Source organism: Neobacillus sp. GCM10023253, from assembly GCF_042653105.1.
Taxonomy (GTDB): domain Bacteria; phylum Bacillota; class Bacilli; order Bacillales; family Cytobacillaceae; genus Neobacillus; species Neobacillus citreus.
In genome coordinates this window covers 1,132,922-1,149,150 of record NZ_JBHSHV010000003.1, presented here as the reverse complement: position 1 = coordinate 1,149,150, position 16,229 = coordinate 1,132,922, and the positions used below count along the sequence as shown (strand labels likewise).

Sequence of the window (16,229 nt, the reverse complement as noted above, 5' to 3'; positions counted from 1 at the left end):
GCATCCTAACTGATGAGGAGGGATAATGATGACCAACAAAAATGACGGGACAGATATGCGCAGAAATGCCCCAAAACAATCCGGCCAGCCGGAGCCTTTAAGCGGGTCAAAAAAAGTGAAAAATCGCAACCATACGCGTCAAAAACATAATTCAAGCCATGATATGTAATTTAACGATTAGCTAAATCGAAAAAAGCATCGATTCAGAATTCACTGAAACGATGCTTTCGTTTTTCTTAAATATGTAACAATGTATCTAGGAGCTGCTCCTCTTCCTCCTTAGTAACAGTCCTCAGATCAATTAAAAATTCATCCTTTTGAATTCTGCCAATGATAGCAGGCTTAGACTCCGTTCTTAACTTCCTGCCAAGCTGCTCGGCCGTTAAGGATTCATGCCTTAAGGCTATAACCCTTGCAGGCAATTCCACATCCGGCATAGTGCCTCCTCCGACCTGACTTGTAGCTTGAAAAATATTTGCCTGAAAAGCAGTTGTCCTTTGTAACAAATTTGTAACAAAGTTTGCTGCCCTTTCGTCTAATTCATTGACAGAAATTAATAAATCACGGATGACCGGAATATTTTTCATTGTCTTTTCACCACGGGCATAATCTAGTAATGTACCCTCAAGCGCCGCAAGTGTCATTTTATCCACCCGCACCACTCGCGCAAGCTGGTGTTTTTTCAATCGGTCAATAATTGCCTTTTTCCCAGCAATAATTCCTGCCTGCGGGCCTCCTAACAGCTTGTCCCCGCTAAATGTGACAACATCCGCACCCAATCCGATTACTTCTTTGACTACCGGCTCGTCCCCAATTCCATGGTTTCTTAGGTCAAATAACGCACCGCTCCCTAAATCCTCATAGAAAAGGACATCTTCACGGGTTTTTGTAAGCTGAATTAATTCCTCTGACTCAACCGATTTTGTAAAACCAATTACCTTAAAATTGCTGGTGTGAACTTTCATGATGATAGCCGTGTCGGGCGTCACCGCATTTTCATAATCATAAAGATGAGTTTTATTGGTTGTCCCAACTTCGATTAATGTCGCACCGCTCTCCTCCATGATCGAAGAAATTCGAAACGATCCGCCGATTTCAACAAGCTGTCCTCTTGAAACAATGACCTCTTTATTTTTGGCCAAGGCTCTTAAGACGAGGTAAACAGCAGCAGCATTATTATTCACGACCATCGCCGCTTCGGCCCCAGTAATCTCTTTAATCAAGGCTTCAACATGACTATGGCGAGAACCACGTTCCCCTTCATTTAACTTATATTCAAGATTGGAATAGTTTTGAGCTACTTCCACTACATGTTGAATAGCGGCATTGCTTAACCTAGCCCTGCCAAGGTTGGTATGTAAAATCGTGCCTGTTGCATTAATAACTTTTTCTAATGTATAGGAAAGCTGTTTTTTAATTTTATATTGCAGCTGTTGAAAAATTTCATCAATAAACGATTCCGTTCCAGGCAATGGCCCTAGCCACTGTTGGTGGATGATTGCTTGTCTAGTCTCATCCAGAATGTCTTTTAGAAGACTAGTCAGGGCTGCTGCATCAAGCTGATTTTGTTCAATCAACACTTTAAACTGTGGGTGATGTTGAAGCTCATGTACAGGTGGAATGCTCCGCAAGGTTTCTTTCATGCAATAAATATCTCCTTAAAATCCTTCTTTTGTCCTATTATAGCATTTTTAACATTTTTCGGCTCCTTGAATAAAATGAAACGTGTAAGGAGGAATAATATTTTGAAAAAGAAAAACCTGCCTCGAAATTCTGTAGTAGATTTTGAAAAAATGGAAAAATGGTTAACAAATTATTTTTTGGATCCATCTACAACCCATTGCGATTTATATCAATTCAGAATTGATATATACGAAACCGAAACAGATTGGATTGTTGAGGCATCATTAGATGAATATGTCAGTTCGGAGATTAAAGTAAAAACTGATAATACACAGCTTATCATTACAGCGCAAAAACATTCTTACACATTCTCATCACGACATCCAAAAAAGACCCGCACAATTGACTTTCCTTTCTCTATAATTAATCATTGTATAAACGCTTCCTTTCAAAATAATGTTTTAGAGATCTTTATATCAAAAATAAATAATGGTTCAGGAAAAAATCGGTATATTACGCTGCCTTGATTTACTTTTTTATTACACAGTTTACATAATAAAATTACCGGCAATTTAAAACCCTCACAGTTGAATGTGAGGGTTTTTGTTATTTTGACTCCATGATTTTAATAATGTCTTCTGTATCTGGGAATAACCCTATTTCATCTTTAGAGTAGATTTTTTCCCCATTCACGGTAACCTCGAAGATTCCTCCCGAGGCCGGAATCAATTCCAATTTTGAAATATCACGCCGGAAATGCGTGATTAGTTCCTCCGCGAAACTCGCGGCTTTTGGTGCGTAGTTTCACTGCATGCAAAATTCAACAATTACATGAAAGTTTTTCATTGATGACCTCCTGCTTTTCATTATGTATATGGTAGAAACATTTTATCTTTTCAACTATTATTCCGCAAATGTTTTGCACCAATTAGTATAATAGGTATACTATTTAATGGGAGGTGTACATAATGAGTGAGCAGGAAAAGATTCGCCTAACCTCTTTATCAACTAAGGCTGGTTGAGGCTGTAAAATTGGTCCAGAGGACCTGACGCAAGTTTTGCGTCTTTTACCAAAACAAGACCCTGTTCCCGAATTACTTGTCGGGAATGAAACTAGCGATGATGCGGGTGTGTATCAATTAACGGATACGATTGCGCTGATTCAAACAGTAGACTACTTTACTCCAATTGTGGACGACCCGTATATGTTCGGCCAGATTGCAGCCGCAAATTCATTAAGCGATGTGTACGCGATGGGTGGAGAACCGAAGACTGTATTGAATATTGTCGGCTACCCTATAAAAAAACTCGGAGCGGATATGCTTGCAGATATTTTACGCGGTGCTGCAGATAAAGTTAAAGAAGCTGGGGCCCTCACGGTTGGCGGCCATTCCATCGATGATCAGGAACCGAAATTTGGGTTATCCGTGACAGGAATTGTCCATCCGGAAAAAGTTTGGAAAAATGTCGGTGCAAAGCCAGGAGATATCCTTATATTGACAAAACCAATTGGCGTTGGAATCTTGACAACCGGGATTAAAAGAAATGCCGTAACTCCGGAGCAAGAACAAGCCGTGACAGAAACAATGGCAATGCTGAATAAAACCGCTGCTGAAGAGCTCTTCCCATTTACTCCTAGTGCTGTGACTGATGTAACCGGCTTTGGCCTGTTAGGACACGGAAGTGAAATGGCACGAGGGAGTGATGTGAGCTTTGAAATTTCATTTAACCAGGTGCCAATTCTTGAAGGGGCCATCGAATTAGCGAAAAATGGCGTAGTCCCTGGCGGCTCTAAGTCTAATCATAAATGGTTATCTAATGACGTTGTGTACGAGGACATTCTTCCTGAAGAACAGCTTGTTTTATGTGATGCGATTACTTCAGGGGGATTACTTGTATCGATTGCCGAAGATGATGCAAAGCGGTATATGGATAACTTGCATTCGCGTGGATTAGCGAAAGCCTCCATCATTGGTCGAGTAACCAAGAAAAATGACAAATTAATCTATGTGAAAAGATAACAGCGAAGCTTTGAGAGCTTCGCTGTTTTTCTTTAACTTGGGATTTTCAATTGAAATTTTTGGCTTAATTTATCAAGCATATCTTTCGTCATTTTATCTAAGTCATAGTCGAATTTGAAGCCCCACTCTTCCTTAGCCGCACTGGAATCGATAGAGTTTGGCCAGCTTTCCGCAATTTTCTGGCGAGTTGGGTCGACATTGTAATTCATTTTGAATCCAGGTATATATTTTCTGATGCTTGCCGCGATTTCTTCTGGGTCGAAACTCATCGCAGACACGTTAAAGGAATTGCGGTGTTTCAACTTAGAACCATCCGCTTCCATTAAATCCACAATGGCATTCAATGCATCCGGCATATACATCATGTCCATATAGGTGCCTTTATCGATATACGATGTATAGCGCCCATTTTTTACTGCTTCATAATAAATTTCCACAGCGTAGTCGGTAGTACCGCCTCCAGGGAGTGCCACATAGGAAATCAATCCAGGGAAACGCAAACCGCGTGTGTCAACACCGAATTTTTCAAAGTAATAATCCGCCAAAAGTTCACCGGCTACTTTATTGACACCATACATGGTGGTAGGGCGCATAATCGTATCCTGTGGTGTATTGTCTTTCGGTGTTGATGGACCAAAAGCACCAATTGAGCTTGGGGTGAAAAATTGTGCATTCATTTCGCGAGCTGTCTCTAGCGCATTTAACAGTCCGCCCATATTCAAGTTCCAAGCGAAAACTGGTTTTGCTTCGGCAGTGGCCGACAATAGGGCCGCTAAATGCATGACCGTATCCACCTTATATTTTCGCGCAGTCTCCACCATTGTTTTCCCATCGGTCACATCAACAACCTCAAATGGACCGCTTAATGCCGCTTCGCTGTTGTTTTTCTTAATATCGGTGGCGATGACATTGTCAGCCCCGTAAATATCTCTCAGCTTTAAGGTTAGCTCTGAACCAATTTGCCCTAAAGCACCCGTTATTAATATACGTTTCATCTATATCATCCTCTGTCAGTAAAATCTTTAAATAATTCCTAATTCCTTGCCGACTTTTTCGTAAATGGCGATGGCCTTATCAAGCATTTCTTTCGTATGGGCAGCTGTCGGCATATTGCGGACCCGTCCTGTCCCGCGAGGAACGGTCGGGAATACGATCGCCTTCGCATAAACCCCTTCTTCATTTAACCGTCTGCTAAAATCCTGAGTTAATTTTTCATCGCCAATGATACATGGAGTAATCGGCGTTTCACTGTTTCCAATATTAAAGCCCAAGTCCTTTAATCCTTTTTTCAAATAGTTTCCGTTTTCCCAAAGCTTTTTATTAAGCTCAGTACTTTCCATTAAAATCTCGATTGCACGTTTGCTTGCAGCCACATCAGCAGGTGTTAGGGAAGTGGAAAATAAGAACGGACGGCTGCGAACCTTCAGCCAATCAATTAAGTTTTGCTTTCCAGCAACATAACCGCCGACAACTCCGATTGCTTTTGATAGAGTACCAATTTGAAAATCGATCTTATCGGAAAGTCCAAAATGTTTGACCGTCCCTGCACCATCACCGAGTACACCTGAACCATGTGCATCGTCTACATAGGTAATCAAGTCAAATTCCTCAGCAATTTTCACGATTTCTGGCAGCAGTGCGATATCCCCGTCCATCGAAAAAACGCCATCGGTAATGACCATCACTTTGTTATACTGACCAGACTCGACTGCTTCTTTGGCTTTGGCGCGCAAATCTTCCATATCAGAATGGTTGAATCGAATTATCTTAGCTCTTGACAATCTGCATCCGTCAATAATAGAGGCGTGGTTAAGTTCATCTGATAATATCGCATCGTTTTGATCCATGACAGCGGAAATAGCCGCCATGTTACAATTAAAACCTGATTGATAAGCTATGGCTGCTTCTGTATGTTTAAACTCAGCTAATTTTTCCTCCAGTTCCAGATGAAGCTTGAGAGTTCCATTAATAGTCCGAACAGCTCCTGCTCCCACTCCGTATTTTTCAAGCGCTTCAGCAGCAGCTTTTTTCAACCGTTCATCGGTTGCTAATCCTAAATAATTATTGGAAGAAAGATTGACAAGTTCCTTGCCGTTAATCGTAATCACCGGTCCATTTGGACTTTCAAGCGGATCGATGACGTTATATAGGCCTTTTCCCTTTAAATCCTCAAGATTTTCATTTAAAAAATGCTCTAACTTTTTACTGGACATATAAAATCCTCCTTTATCATGAAAAACGATGTTTATGTATTTTTTAAAAATACAATTGTCCTCCTGAGGCGGACATTTATTTTCCTTATAAACCCTGTTATAAAAGGATTCATTTACTATACTTTATCACATTTCCACAAGAATGTTCACCCCAGGTGGACATTTTTTTAAAATATTTTTTATTAGATTGCCCATTTGAGTCGCAAAAAAAAGAACCCTTCCAAAATGGAAAGGTTCCAAAAGTTTATATACCTGTCGGCCAAGTCGCTAGCAGCCTCTCACTTTTTTCACGCTTTGAGGTTAATAAGTATTCAAGTGACTGGCACAGGAATTTTCGTGTTTCATTGGGCTGGATGACATCGTCAATCAAATGCTTCGCTGCTGCTTTATATGGTGAACTATCAAATGACCAAAGTTCCAAAAGTTTTTTTCGTTCCTCGCTTGGATTTTCAGCGCGGGCCAATTCGCGGCCAAACACGACATTCACCCCCACTTCTGGTCCAGTAAAATTAATTTCCGCGCTAGGCCACGCGACCACTAAATCACCGCCCATGCCCGGACCGCACATATTCCCGTATGCAGCACCGATACTTTTACGGATGACAACGGAGATTTTCGGTACAGTCGATAATGCCAACGCCTGATTCCAGACCATAATTTTTGTTGGCATTTTTGCCTTCTCCGCCTCGCTGCTGATGCGGAAACCTGGGGTATCGTGCAGAAAGATCAGCGGGATATGATAGGAATCACAAAGGCAAATAAACTCAGTCGCCTTTTGACACTCATGCGGTCCAGGTGCCCCCGCAAATTGGTTTGGCTGGTTGGCGATAATTCCGACCACATGCCCGCTCAAATGGGCAAACGATGTAATTAAGCCTTTGCCGAATTTCCGTTGATATTCGTAAAAGATGCTATCGTCAACAATCGTTTCAATAATTTTTTTCATATCATAGACGCGGTTGTTTTGCTGCGGCAGTATATTGAAAACCTCATCTACCAAGCGGTATGGATCATCATTCGTCTGTCTCATTTGCGGGCGTTCATCACTGTTTTGCGGCATATATGAAAAAAAGGTTTTCAACTGGTCAAAGCAGTCTTCTTCCGTTGCCCCATCATCATCAATTTGCCCGGTAAAGCGGTTATGAATATCGACCCCGCCTAATTCTTCCGGTATCATCCTCTGCCCGTTCGCGAGCTCAAGCATCCGTGGTCCGGCAATCGCCATACAGGTTCCTTGCAGCTGGGTGACGAAATCGGAAGAAACAGCAGTCCATGTAGGACCTCCAAAGCTATCTCCCAAGATGGCCGTCATCGTCGGTACTTGGCGGTGAACTGTCAGCATCTCACGCGGGAAAAGCTTATCGCTGAAACCGTCTGAACCCATTCCATCCGGCATCCGCAATCCGCCGCCTTCATGCAGTGCAAACATTGGGAGGCCGTTTTTAACCGCAAACTCATGGATACTTTTGGATTTTCGCATGTGAACGGCACCTTCCGTCCCGGCAAAAACAGTCTTGTCCCCGGCCTGAATGACGGCTGACCGGCCATTCACTTTACCGACACCAATGATAAGTCCATCCCCATAGCTTTTATGCTCGGCTCCCTTTACATCAGATGTATTTAACATGCCAAGCTCCATAAAGCTCCCTGCATCAGCAAATTTTTCAATTCTTTCGCGTGCAGTTAATAGTCCGCGTTCGTGCTGGGCAGCGATTTTATCACAACCACCACCTAAAAGTGCCGCTTCTTTTCTTTCCTGTAAATCCTTTGATAATTTTTGTAATAACTCCATTGTATAATCTCCTACTCTTCTTTTAATAATTTTCGCAATACCTTTCCGGATGATGTTGCCGGCAGCTGATCAATGAATTCTATATAACGTGGATATTTATACGCAGCCATGTTTTCTTTTGCCCATGAGATGATCGCGTCAGGAGTCAAGCCTTCCTTATTCGAATCCTGCAGTACGACAAATGCTTTGACAACTTCTCCTTTTACAGGATCAGGCACGCCGATAACGGCTGATTGGCGAATAGCCGGATGTAAATTGAGAAGTGCTTCGACGTCTTCTGGAAAAATACTGTAGCCTGAGCTTTTTATCATTTCTTTTACTCGTCCCATGAAATACAAATATCCATCCTCGTCAAGGCGTCCGATATCACCAGTATGAACCCAACCGTCCCTTAGCGTTTCGGCTGTTGCTTCCGGCCGGTTTAAATACCCCTTAAACACACCCGGATTTTTCACGACAATTTCACCCTGCTCACCTGCAGGCACTTCCTCACCTGTTTCGATATGAAGGATGCGAATTTCTGTATCAAAAGTAGGGATTCCACAGGAACCAAACTTCACTTTATCCTTTGGCATAAACGTGTCACATGTATGAGTTTCACTTAAACCATAGGAAGCCTCGTATAACGGGCAGCCCTTCGTAACCGCTTTCCATTTGTCTGAAAGCTCTTGTGTGACCTGAACTCCAAAGCTGGTGGCCAGATTGGTTGTTAAACTGGACAAGTCTCTTTCGGCAATGCCTGGAATTTGTAAAATGGCCCAATTCATCGGCGCGATGCTATACCAATAGGAAACACGGTACTTTTCTATGGCGTCAACCGTTGCAAGCGGATCAAAACGAGTAAATAACACACATGGCCTGCCCGAATAAATGGTTGAATTTAACCCCATCAACATACCAGCAATATGGCATAATGGAGCACTTGCCAATAAAATTTCATCGTCCTTCATAACGTTTGAATGGGTAGCGGCTGCTGATTTAAAAAGGGCATTACCAAATGAGAGCATAGCTCCTTTTGGGCGTCCGGTGGTTCCGGAGGTAAAGACCATTAACCCAATATCATTCCACAAATCAACTTGCTCAGTATGTTCGTCAGGATTTTCAGTTTGAAGGATCGTGGTGAAATCATCTGCTTCTGTGAGGTGGTGTTTTGGTACAAGCAATTCTTCTGGAAACTTCCATTCAGGCTGGTCTGGGAGAAAATCTTGATAGTTAGCAGTCACGATAAAGCTAAGGCTGCGGGACTTTTCCATCGCTTTTTTGACAAGAGGGTAAATTTCTGCACCAGCTACAATCCCTTCAATTGGTGCTTCTTCGAAATAATAGGCCAATTCATTTTCTTTAAACATTGGGTTCAGCGGCACAACCGTTCCACCTAGTTTTTGTATGGCGAAATGAGCAATAATATATTGCGGACAGTTTTGCAAATAAAGGGCGATGCAGCTGCCTTTCTTAACCCCTTTTTTATGTAAATAGCCAGCAAAGCGATTCACGTACTCCAAGAGTTGTCCCCAAGTGACCTCTTGTCCATAAAAAATATAGGCAGTGTCATTTGGGCGCTCGTTCCCATGCTGCTCTAAATAAGCAAAAAGTGGTTTTTCACCTTGTAAATAGGTAAAGTTGGCAGGTACATCAGCTGGCCAATATGGGCGGATTTTTTCAACCATCTTTCATTCCTCCAATTATTCTTTATATGAAAATTATGATTGGGGCCAAACATCCTAACCGGTTAGTATCCCCTAGTGATATTTATTTACCTTTTCACAATTTTCTGATATATACGTACATTTTAATAGTAACTGAAATAGGTTAATTGTTCAATCCTTCTATGATACTTACGTGAAGGGTTTCTAAAAGACGAACAAAGCAAAAAAATAATTAGCACATTATTCGCTTTTTGCGAAAAAAGTGATTGATTTCTCGATTTACCGTGATATAATTTGAAATGAATTCAATAAGGCTTCACTCATATAATCGCGGGAATATGGCCCGCAAGTCTCTACCGAATTGCCGTAAACGATTCGACTATGAGTGGGTAATGAGAACGGATGCTTTTCTTTTTAAGCGTACTTCCATTCTATTCCTTTCGGACACTAAGCCCAAAGGCCATTACCTCACTCAATTTGATGTGGGGACGGCCTTTGGGTTTTTTATTTTTAAAAATGGGGGTACAACATGAGACTATTACAGGAAAAAATCAAAAATGACGGGCAAGTTTTATCAGATCAAATCCTAAAAGTTGATTCTTTTTTAAACCATCAAATTGTTCCAGAATTAATGCTTGAAATTGGCAAAGAGTTTGCGAAGCGCTTCGAGGACGAGGGAATCACCAAAATTGTCACCATTGAATCTTCGGGCATTGCCCCTGCAGTCATGACGGGCCTACAGTTCAATATTCCAGTTATTTTCGCCAGAAAAAGAAAATCACTCACATTAACCGAAGGATTGATCACTGCTTCTGTTCATTCCTTTACAAAGCAGGAAACTAACGAGATTTCGATTGCACAAAAGTTTTTAAATGCTGAGGACAAAGTTCTTATTATTGATGACTTTCTTGCCAATGGTCAGGCAGCCTTAGGGTTAATTGATATTGTCAACCAAAGTGGCGCCGAAGTGGCCGGAGTAGGAATAGTCATCGAAAAGTCCTTCCAAGACGGTGCAAAAATGCTTAGCGACCAAGGAATAAGAGTTGAATCTTTAGCCCGTGTTGCTTCCCTCGCTAACGGTGAAGTCACTTTTAAATCTGAAAAAGTAGAGGAGCTAGTATAATGAAAAATTCAACACTTAAAACAGCATCCCTTGGAATTCAGCATGTTCTCGCTATGTATGCAGGAGCAGTTATTGTTCCGCTGATTATTGGCGGTGCCCTCAATCTTTCGAACGAACAGCTTGCCTATCTAGTTTCTCTTGATATATTAACAAGCGGTATCGCTACATTATTACAGGTATGGCAGAATCGTTATTTTGGGATCGGTCTTCCGATTGTCCTTGGCTGTACATTTACGGCAGTAGGCCCGATTATTGCCATTGGAAATCAGTATGGCATGTCCTCTATTTATGGTTCAATCCTAGTTTCCGGATTAATTGTCATGTTGATTGCGAAATACTTTGGTAAACTGATTCACTTCTTCCCTCCAGTCGTAACGGGTTCAGTTGTGACGATTATTGGAACGACACTAATTCCTGTCGCAATGAATAATGTTGCCGGCGGTCAAGGCAGCCCTGATTTTGGTTCGATTTCAAACATTGCGCTGGCATTTGGTACGTTATTATTTATCATTATTCTTTATCGTTTCTTTAAAGGTTTCATACGCGCTATTTCTATATTATTAGGCTTGATAGCAGGTACGATTGCTGCATCGTTCATGGGAAAAGTTAATTTTTCTGCAGTTGGTGATGCATCCTGGTTTCATATGGTAACACCTTTACATTTTGCAACTCCTTCTTTTGAACTGGCACCGATCATTACGATGACTATTGTAGCAATAGTAAGTCTTGTGGAATCAACTGGTGTTTATTTTGCCTTAAGTGATATCACGGGACGAAAGTTGACGGAACAGGATTTAGTGAAAGGGTATCGTGCAGAAGGATTGGCAAGTGTGATTGGGGCATTCTTTAATTCATTCCCGTACACCACTTACTCGCAAAATGTCGGGCTTGTCCAGTTTTCTGGTGTTAAGGATAAGAGCGTTATTTATACAATGGGCGGAATTTTAATTTTTCTAGGGTTTGTACCGAAAATTGCGGCGTTAACAACAGTTATCCCGACTGCTGTACTTGGCGGAGCAATGGTTGCTATGTTTGGGATGGTCATTGCTTCTGGAATCAAGATGCTTAGTAAGGTAGACTTTTCTTCACAGGAGAACCTATTGATCATTGCTTGTTCTGTTGGAGTGGGCTTAGGTGTAACTACCGTTCCTGATTTATTTGCACATCTTCCTGAGAGTGTTAAGATTCTTACGAATAGCGGGATTGTCGCTGGCAGCTTAACAGCCATCTTCCTAAATATTGTCTTCAATGTCGTCAAACCCGCTAAGCGGACTCAAGCACAAACAGCAAAAGGCTTAAAAGTATCATAAAAATAATCAGACGGGGCTGCTATCGGCCCCGTCTTCTATTTGCCGCCATATTTTTACCTCTATTTCCTGCACTTCCTGCTCTAGATTGTCTCGTATTTCCCGAACCCAATAATCCCTGATTATCCGCAATTGATTGAAGCAGATTGCTTGCGGCAGTAAGTGCCGTATTTCCTGAACCACCGGGATCCGTATTTCCGGAGCCTGAACCTGAAACAGTATTGGTAATCGAAATGGGTGAAATAATCACTGCCCCGCCAAAGTTTACGATTCCTCCTGATACGGTTCCGATGCTGATACCATCCTTCACTATGCCCATCGCCTTCCCTCCTTGTACGACTGTCATTTTTATTAGAGTATGTACAAGCAGCCAAGCCTGTTTATACAAATTCATCAATAAAATAAAAAAAGAGAGAGCGTTTCTCTGCCTCTCTATGCAATCCTATTGTTAGCAAATCGACCTTTTCTCCAACCGGCATATCCATTTATAATACCCCAATAATATTAAAAGCAAAATGGGGTCTAAAATGGCAGCATGCCAAAGCTTCCACCAGCCGTAATGGAAGTAGCCCCAAGGTTCCGGAAATAGAGTAATCATCTCGTAAACTAAGATCGCAATCACAAATAAAATGATAAAGGATACTTTTTTAACAAAAGGTCCTTTAAAAGGAAACCAATTTAAAAAAATCATATTAACGGGTGGTACCACAAATAAATGCGGAATTATGCCAGCCCATTCCACATCTTTACCAAAATACCAGTAGGCGTGGTATTTAATTTCTACCAAAACATCGAAGGTGCTTTGAAAGGCAATTGTAAAGCACCAAATGTGAACAATTTGATTGGCAGTTAAAACCCTATTTTCCTTAAAAGCGATAAAATTAAAAATGAGGATGGCGATAATTAATCCAATCATACATTTATCCTTTTTTCCTTAAATTGCCTCCAAAATCAAAACCTATTCATTTCTTCTGACACTATTTTTTCGTCACAGCAAACTGTATAAATTGAAATTTTGTGCCCCTGTCAGACCGACAGGGTTTTTATCTATTTGAATAATCGATACTAATCCATAGAATAAATCGATAAATTGAATTTATTACGTACTAACATTTCCTTATAATTAGGAAGGTTAATATTTATTTCTATTCATTTTTTAGTAATTGACAATTGAGGTGGGTATCTTTTATGAAAAAGTGGTTTTCTGTAATGATCCTGGTGATGATGGTATTTTCATTAGCCGCCTGTGGTCAAAACAATAATGAAAAATCTAGTGAAGGCAAGAAAGAACAAAAAACAGATCAAGTGTTTAAAATCGGAGCCATTCCGGACCAAAATGCCGCCGACTTGCAAAAAGGCATGGATGCAGTCGCTAAATACTTAAACGAGAAAACTGGCCTAAAGGTAGAGTTCGTTCCTTCTGTCGATTATGCCGCTTTAGTAACAGGATTCCAGCGCGGTGAAATCAGCATGGCTTGGTTTGGCGGATTAACAAGTGTTCAGGCTAGAAACCTTGTCCCTGAGGCTAAATCCATCGTTCAACGGCCGCGGGATGCTGAATTCCAATCAGTGTTTATCACCCAGCCTAATTCCGGCATTAATTCCTTGAAGGATTTAAAAGGGAAATCATTTACGTTTGGCAGTGAAAGTTCAACATCCGGCCATTTAATGCCACGTTATTTCCTTTCAGAAACGGGCATTGACCCGAACAAAGACTTTAATGGTAAGCCTAATTTTTCCGGCTCACATGACACAACCTATAAGTTAATCGAATCCGGTTCCTTCCAGGCGGGTGCATTAAATATTTCCGTTTGGGAAGCAGCCGTTAAAGAAGGTAAAGTGGATACAAACAAGGTAAAGGTATTCTATACAACACCTCCTTACTATGACTATAACTGGACCATTAATAAAGAGATCGACAAGAAATTTGGCAAAGGCGCAGAGCAAAAAATTAAGGATGCCCTCCTTTCTTTCAATGGAGAGCCAAAAGAAATGGCTGATTTGTTCCAAACCGACAAGTTTATCGAAACAAATAACGGAAACTATGGCAAAATTGAAAAAGTAGCCAAAGAACTAGAGATTATTAAATAGTAGGTGTTTGTCATCTATGACTACAAAAATCATGATTGATATAAAAAATTTAACAAAACATTTTGAGCGGAAGATAGCCTTATCTTCCCTTTCTTTTACCATTAAACAAGGGGAACTGGTGGCATTGGTTGGCCCAAGCGGCGCCGGAAAATCGACGCTGTTAAATTCAATTGCCCGCCTCGTACCTTTGGAAAGTGGTGAAATGGTCATTGACGGCCAGAACATTTCTTCTTATAAAAAAGGAAAAGCCTTCGCGAAAAAGGTTGGGGTTATCCGTCAGCAATTTGATCTAATCGGTCCGCTAGCAGTGATCCAAAACGTCTTGGCGGGAAAATTAGCGGAATGGGGAACCGTGAAATCATTGATATCTCTGCTCGTCCCACAGGAAAAAGATGCGGCACTTAGCGCGCTTGAACGTGTCGGTCTCGCGGATAAAGCTTATGAAATCACCTCTACCCTTTCCGGCGGTGAGCAGCAGCGTGTTGCATTGGCCAGACTAATGGTTCAAAAACCGGAGATTATTTTGGCAGATGAACCAGTTGCCTCCCTTGACCCTGCACGGGCTGATGACGTTCTGTCGATGCTCACTAAAATTGTTTCAGAGGATAACCAAACGCTAATTGCCAGCCTACATTCAGTTGAATATGCACGAAAATATTTTGACAGAATCATTTCCTTAAAAAACGGTGCGATATTTTTTGATTTGCCGACAGAAAAGGTAACCGATGAAATGTTAACCGAACTGTACAGTCTAAAGGAGCATTCGAGCCATGCATAAATGGAACTCCCCCTTTCGGCTCCATAAACGATTTATTCTTTCATTGATTTTGTTGGCAGTTTTCGGATGGAGTTTGTTTTCGGTCAAATGGGATGCAGATGAGGTGTACCATGCTGGCGGAATTCCAACATTGGGGCAAATTTTTAAAGGTCTCTTTCAACCGGATTTGAGCCGTGAGGTTTTATCGAAAGGTCTTGAAGCCGCCTGGATTACTTTGGCATATGCCGTAGCAGGAATGTCTCTAGCCATTATTTATGCTTTTATTGTCGGCGTCCTCGCATCGGGGACGTTAACATCTTCACGGGCATCTAGACTTGCCAATAAGGTATTTTTCAGAGGAATATTAGGATTTACCCGTTCGATTCACGAACTGGTTTGGGCGTGGCTGTTCGTGTCTGCCATCGGTTTCTCACCGTTTGCTGCCATTTTTGCCTTAGCAATTCCATACGGCGGGATTCTTGGCCGAATTTTCGCCGATATGCTAAATGATGTACCCAAAGAGCCAATAAAAGCTTTATTGGCAGCCGGGGCCTCCAAACTTGAGGTCCTCTTTTACGGGTATTTGCCGTTAGTTTGGGCTGATATGATTAGTTATACGATGTACCGTTTTGAATGCTCGATTCGTTCTTCGGCAATTATGAGCTTTGTCGGTCTCGGCGGTCTTGGCTATCAAATTCAACTTTCGCTTGCTGATTTGAAATACGACCAAGTTTGGACCTATGTATTTTATTTAATTGCCTTGGTTGTACTTGTGGATATTTGGAGTAATTTTGTCCGCAAAAGCTTAACAGATCGAAAGCGCCAGCGTGGTTTCAGTTCAGGCTGGCGTGCCGCTCTTTTGGCGTCATTGTTGATTGCAGGTTCGTGGATATATATTTATATTATCGACCATGCCGATATATTTGACCTTTTCTCTGATCAAAATGCGGAATACGCGGGAAAGTTTTTTGGAGGATTAATTGGTTTAAATGAAAACAATCCTGCCTTTTTCAATGCCGAAAGCTGGGCTTCTGCGTTAAAACTGACCTATGAGACGCTTGAAATGAGCGTAATGGCGATTGGGTTTTCGACCATTGCAGCCTGTTTAACAGTGATTCCAGCGGCGCGTAATATTGCGAGCGGTAACCTGACCATTTCGAAAAAATGGTACAATTGGCCGCTATACGGTCTGGTCCGTCTCGTTTATATTTTTTCCCGTTCCGTTCCGGAATTGGTCTGGGCGATGATGATTATTTTCATTTTAAAACCGGGTATTTTGCCGGGCGCACTTGCCCTTGCTTTGCACAATTTCGGAATTCTAGGAAAGCTATGGGCAGAGGTAATTGAGGATATGGATCCACGGCCGATTCGCAACTTGGCTGCATCCGGTGCCTCTAAGATTGAGACAATGTTTTACGGGATTCTTCCCATTGTTTTGCCAAGGTTTCTGACCTATGTATTATATCGATGGGAAGTAATTATGAGGACTACGATTGTCGTTGGATTCGTTGGTGCAGGCGGTCTAGGCATGGATTTTAAACTAGCCATGAGCTATTTCCAATACACGCAGATTACCCTGCTGCTGCTTTGCTATATGATTCTTGTTGTCATCGCGGACTTTGCATCGGAAAGTACGCGGAAAACAGTGAAATAGCG

The 16,229-nt window shown here is 41.7% G+C and carries 16 protein-coding genes and 1 riboswitch; of the genes, 8 read left to right on the top strand and 8 right to left on the bottom strand.

Annotation, left to right across the window (positions count from 1 at the left end; genetic code table 11):
• The first annotated feature begins 28 nt into the window (after positions 1-28).
• The gene (locus ACFPA1_RS05915; protein ID WP_213115690.1) at positions 29-169 is read left to right on the top strand and encodes a small acid-soluble spore protein P; all 141 of its coding nucleotides are present in this window, start codon (positions 29-31) and stop codon (positions 167-169) included.
• 67 nt (positions 170-236) lie between these two features.
• Here the strand turns inward: ACFPA1_RS05915 and selA are convergent, their stop codons facing one another.
• The gene (selA, locus tag ACFPA1_RS05910) at positions 237-1,643 is read right to left on the bottom strand and encodes an L-seryl-tRNA(Sec) selenium transferase (protein ID WP_378581700.1); all 1,407 of its coding nucleotides are present in this window, start codon (positions 1,641-1,643) and stop codon (positions 237-239) included.
• Between the two features lie 102 nt (positions 1,644-1,745).
• On the opposite strand from selA, the gene ACFPA1_RS05905 reads away from it, so the two are divergent.
• Complete coding sequence (locus ACFPA1_RS05905; protein WP_213140099.1) at positions 1,746-2,150, top strand: Hsp20/alpha crystallin family protein; 405 nt, start codon at positions 1,746-1,748, stop codon at positions 2,148-2,150.
• A gap of 79 nt (positions 2,151-2,229) precedes the next feature.
• Here the strand turns inward: ACFPA1_RS05905 and ACFPA1_RS05900 are convergent, their stop codons facing one another.
• Positions 2,230-2,469: an Rdx family protein gene (locus ACFPA1_RS05900; protein WP_372447556.1), complete on the bottom strand. Its 240-nt coding sequence runs from the start codon at positions 2,467-2,469 to the stop codon at positions 2,230-2,232.
• 122 nt (positions 2,470-2,591) lie between these two features.
• Between ACFPA1_RS05900 and selD the strand changes: the two genes are divergently transcribed.
• On the top strand, positions 2,592-3,644 hold the full coding sequence (gene selD, locus ACFPA1_RS05895) for a selenide, water dikinase SelD (protein ID WP_213140100.1): 1,053 nt from the start codon (positions 2,592-2,594) through the stop codon (positions 3,642-3,644).
• Positions 3,645-3,676: 32 nt separating this feature from the next.
• Here the strand turns inward: selD and ACFPA1_RS05890 are convergent, their stop codons facing one another.
• From ACFPA1_RS05890 to ACFPA1_RS05875, 4 genes are all read right to left on the bottom strand, one after another.
• Entirely contained in the window at positions 3,677-4,639 is a 963-nt protein-coding gene (locus tag ACFPA1_RS05890) for an L-threonine 3-dehydrogenase (RefSeq protein WP_213140101.1), read from the bottom strand.
• Positions 4,640-4,666: 27 nt separating this feature from the next.
• Positions 4,667-5,857 (bottom strand): glycine C-acetyltransferase, encoded by a 1,191-nt coding sequence (locus ACFPA1_RS05885; protein WP_213140102.1) that lies wholly within the window; start codon positions 5,855-5,857, stop codon positions 4,667-4,669.
• 244 nt (positions 5,858-6,101) lie between these two features.
• Positions 6,102-7,649: an acyl-CoA carboxylase subunit beta gene (locus tag ACFPA1_RS05880; protein ID WP_213140103.1), complete on the bottom strand. Its 1,548-nt coding sequence runs from the start codon at positions 7,647-7,649 to the stop codon at positions 6,102-6,104.
• 11 nt (positions 7,650-7,660) lie between these two features.
• A complete protein-coding gene (locus tag ACFPA1_RS05875) occupies positions 7,661-9,316 on the bottom strand; it encodes an AMP-binding protein (protein WP_213140104.1) in 1,656 nt (551 codons plus the stop codon).
• A 279-nt stretch (positions 9,317-9,595) separates the two neighbouring features.
• Positions 9,596-9,697, top strand: a riboswitch (purine riboswitch).
• 127 nt (positions 9,698-9,824) lie between these two features.
• Between ACFPA1_RS05875 and ACFPA1_RS05870 the strand changes: the two genes are divergently transcribed.
• Both ACFPA1_RS05870 and ACFPA1_RS05865 read left to right on the top strand, forming a co-directional pair.
• The gene (locus ACFPA1_RS05870) at positions 9,825-10,418 is read left to right on the top strand and encodes a xanthine phosphoribosyltransferase (RefSeq protein WP_378581699.1); all 594 of its coding nucleotides are present in this window, start codon (positions 9,825-9,827) and stop codon (positions 10,416-10,418) included.
• Positions 10,418-11,728 carry a nucleobase:cation symporter-2 family protein gene (locus ACFPA1_RS05865; protein ID WP_213140106.1) on the top strand — a complete coding sequence of 437 codons (1,311 nt, stop codon included), beginning with the start codon at positions 10,418-10,420 and terminating at the stop codon, positions 11,726-11,728. The genes ACFPA1_RS05870 and ACFPA1_RS05865 overlap by 1 nt, the downstream gene beginning before the upstream one ends.
• 19 nt (positions 11,729-11,747) lie before the next feature.
• Here the strand turns inward: ACFPA1_RS05865 and ACFPA1_RS05860 are convergent, their stop codons facing one another.
• Both ACFPA1_RS05860 and ACFPA1_RS05855 read right to left on the bottom strand, forming a co-directional pair.
• The gene (locus tag ACFPA1_RS05860) at positions 11,748-12,044 is read right to left on the bottom strand and encodes a spore germination protein (protein WP_378581698.1); all 297 of its coding nucleotides are present in this window, start codon (positions 12,042-12,044) and stop codon (positions 11,748-11,750) included.
• 129 nt (positions 12,045-12,173) lie between these two features.
• Entirely contained in the window at positions 12,174-12,641 is a 468-nt protein-coding gene (locus ACFPA1_RS05855) for a hypothetical protein (RefSeq protein WP_213140108.1), read from the bottom strand.
• A gap of 272 nt (positions 12,642-12,913) precedes the next feature.
• Here ACFPA1_RS05855 and ACFPA1_RS05850 point away from each other — a divergent pair, with 272 nt between their 5' ends.
• The 3 genes from ACFPA1_RS05850 to ACFPA1_RS05840 are packed head-to-tail and all read left to right on the top strand — an operon-like array spanning position 12,914 to position 16,227.
• A complete protein-coding gene (locus tag ACFPA1_RS05850; RefSeq protein ID WP_213140109.1) occupies positions 12,914-13,816 on the top strand; it encodes a putative selenate ABC transporter substrate-binding protein in 903 nt (300 codons plus the stop codon).
• A 16-nt stretch (positions 13,817-13,832) separates the two neighbouring features.
• Positions 13,833-14,594 (top strand): phosphonate ABC transporter ATP-binding protein, encoded by a 762-nt coding sequence (gene phnC / locus ACFPA1_RS05845; protein WP_378581697.1) that lies wholly within the window; start codon positions 13,833-13,835, stop codon positions 14,592-14,594.
• On the top strand, positions 14,587-16,227 hold the full coding sequence (locus ACFPA1_RS05840; RefSeq protein ID WP_213140111.1) for a PhnE/PtxC family ABC transporter permease: 1,641 nt from the start codon (positions 14,587-14,589) through the stop codon (positions 16,225-16,227). The genes phnC and ACFPA1_RS05840 overlap by 8 nt, the downstream gene beginning before the upstream one ends.
• Positions 16,228-16,229 lie beyond the last annotated feature (2 nt).

Bases quoted from the DNA above. Each gene is read 5' to 3' on its own strand.
- ACFPA1_RS05915 (WP_213115690.1), top strand. From the start codon at position 29: ATGACCAACAAAAATGACGGGACAGATATGCGCAGAAATGCCCCAAAA.
- selA (WP_378581700.1), bottom strand. From the start codon at position 1,643: ATGAAAGAAACCTTGCGGAGCATTCCACCTGTACATGAGCTTCAACAT.
- ACFPA1_RS05890 (WP_213140101.1), bottom strand. From the start codon at position 4,639: ATGAAACGTATATTAATAACGGGTGCTTTAGGGCAAATTGGTTCAGAG.
- ACFPA1_RS05885 (WP_213140102.1), bottom strand. From the start codon at position 5,857: ATGTCCAGTAAAAAGTTAGAGCATTTTTTAAATGAAAATCTTGAGGAT.
- ACFPA1_RS05880 (WP_213140103.1), bottom strand. From the start codon at position 7,649: ATGGAGTTATTACAAAAATTATCAAAGGATTTACAGGAAAGAAAAGAA.
- ACFPA1_RS05875 (WP_213140104.1), bottom strand. From the start codon at position 9,316: ATGGTTGAAAAAATCCGCCCATATTGGCCAGCTGATGTACCTGCCAAC.
- ACFPA1_RS05870 (WP_378581699.1), top strand. From the start codon at position 9,825: ATGAGACTATTACAGGAAAAAATCAAAAATGACGGGCAAGTTTTATCA.
- ACFPA1_RS05865 (WP_213140106.1), top strand. From the start codon at position 10,418: ATGAAAAATTCAACACTTAAAACAGCATCCCTTGGAATTCAGCATGTT.
- ACFPA1_RS05860 (WP_378581698.1), bottom strand. From the start codon at position 12,044: ATGGGCATAGTGAAGGATGGTATCAGCATCGGAACCGTATCAGGAGGA.
- ACFPA1_RS05855 (WP_213140108.1), bottom strand. From the start codon at position 12,641: ATGATTGGATTAATTATCGCCATCCTCATTTTTAATTTTATCGCTTTT.
- ACFPA1_RS05850 (WP_213140109.1), top strand. From the start codon at position 12,914: ATGAAAAAGTGGTTTTCTGTAATGATCCTGGTGATGATGGTATTTTCA.
- phnC (WP_378581697.1), top strand. From the start codon at position 13,833: ATGACTACAAAAATCATGATTGATATAAAAAATTTAACAAAACATTTT.
- ACFPA1_RS05840 (WP_213140111.1), top strand. From the start codon at position 14,587: ATGCATAAATGGAACTCCCCCTTTCGGCTCCATAAACGATTTATTCTT.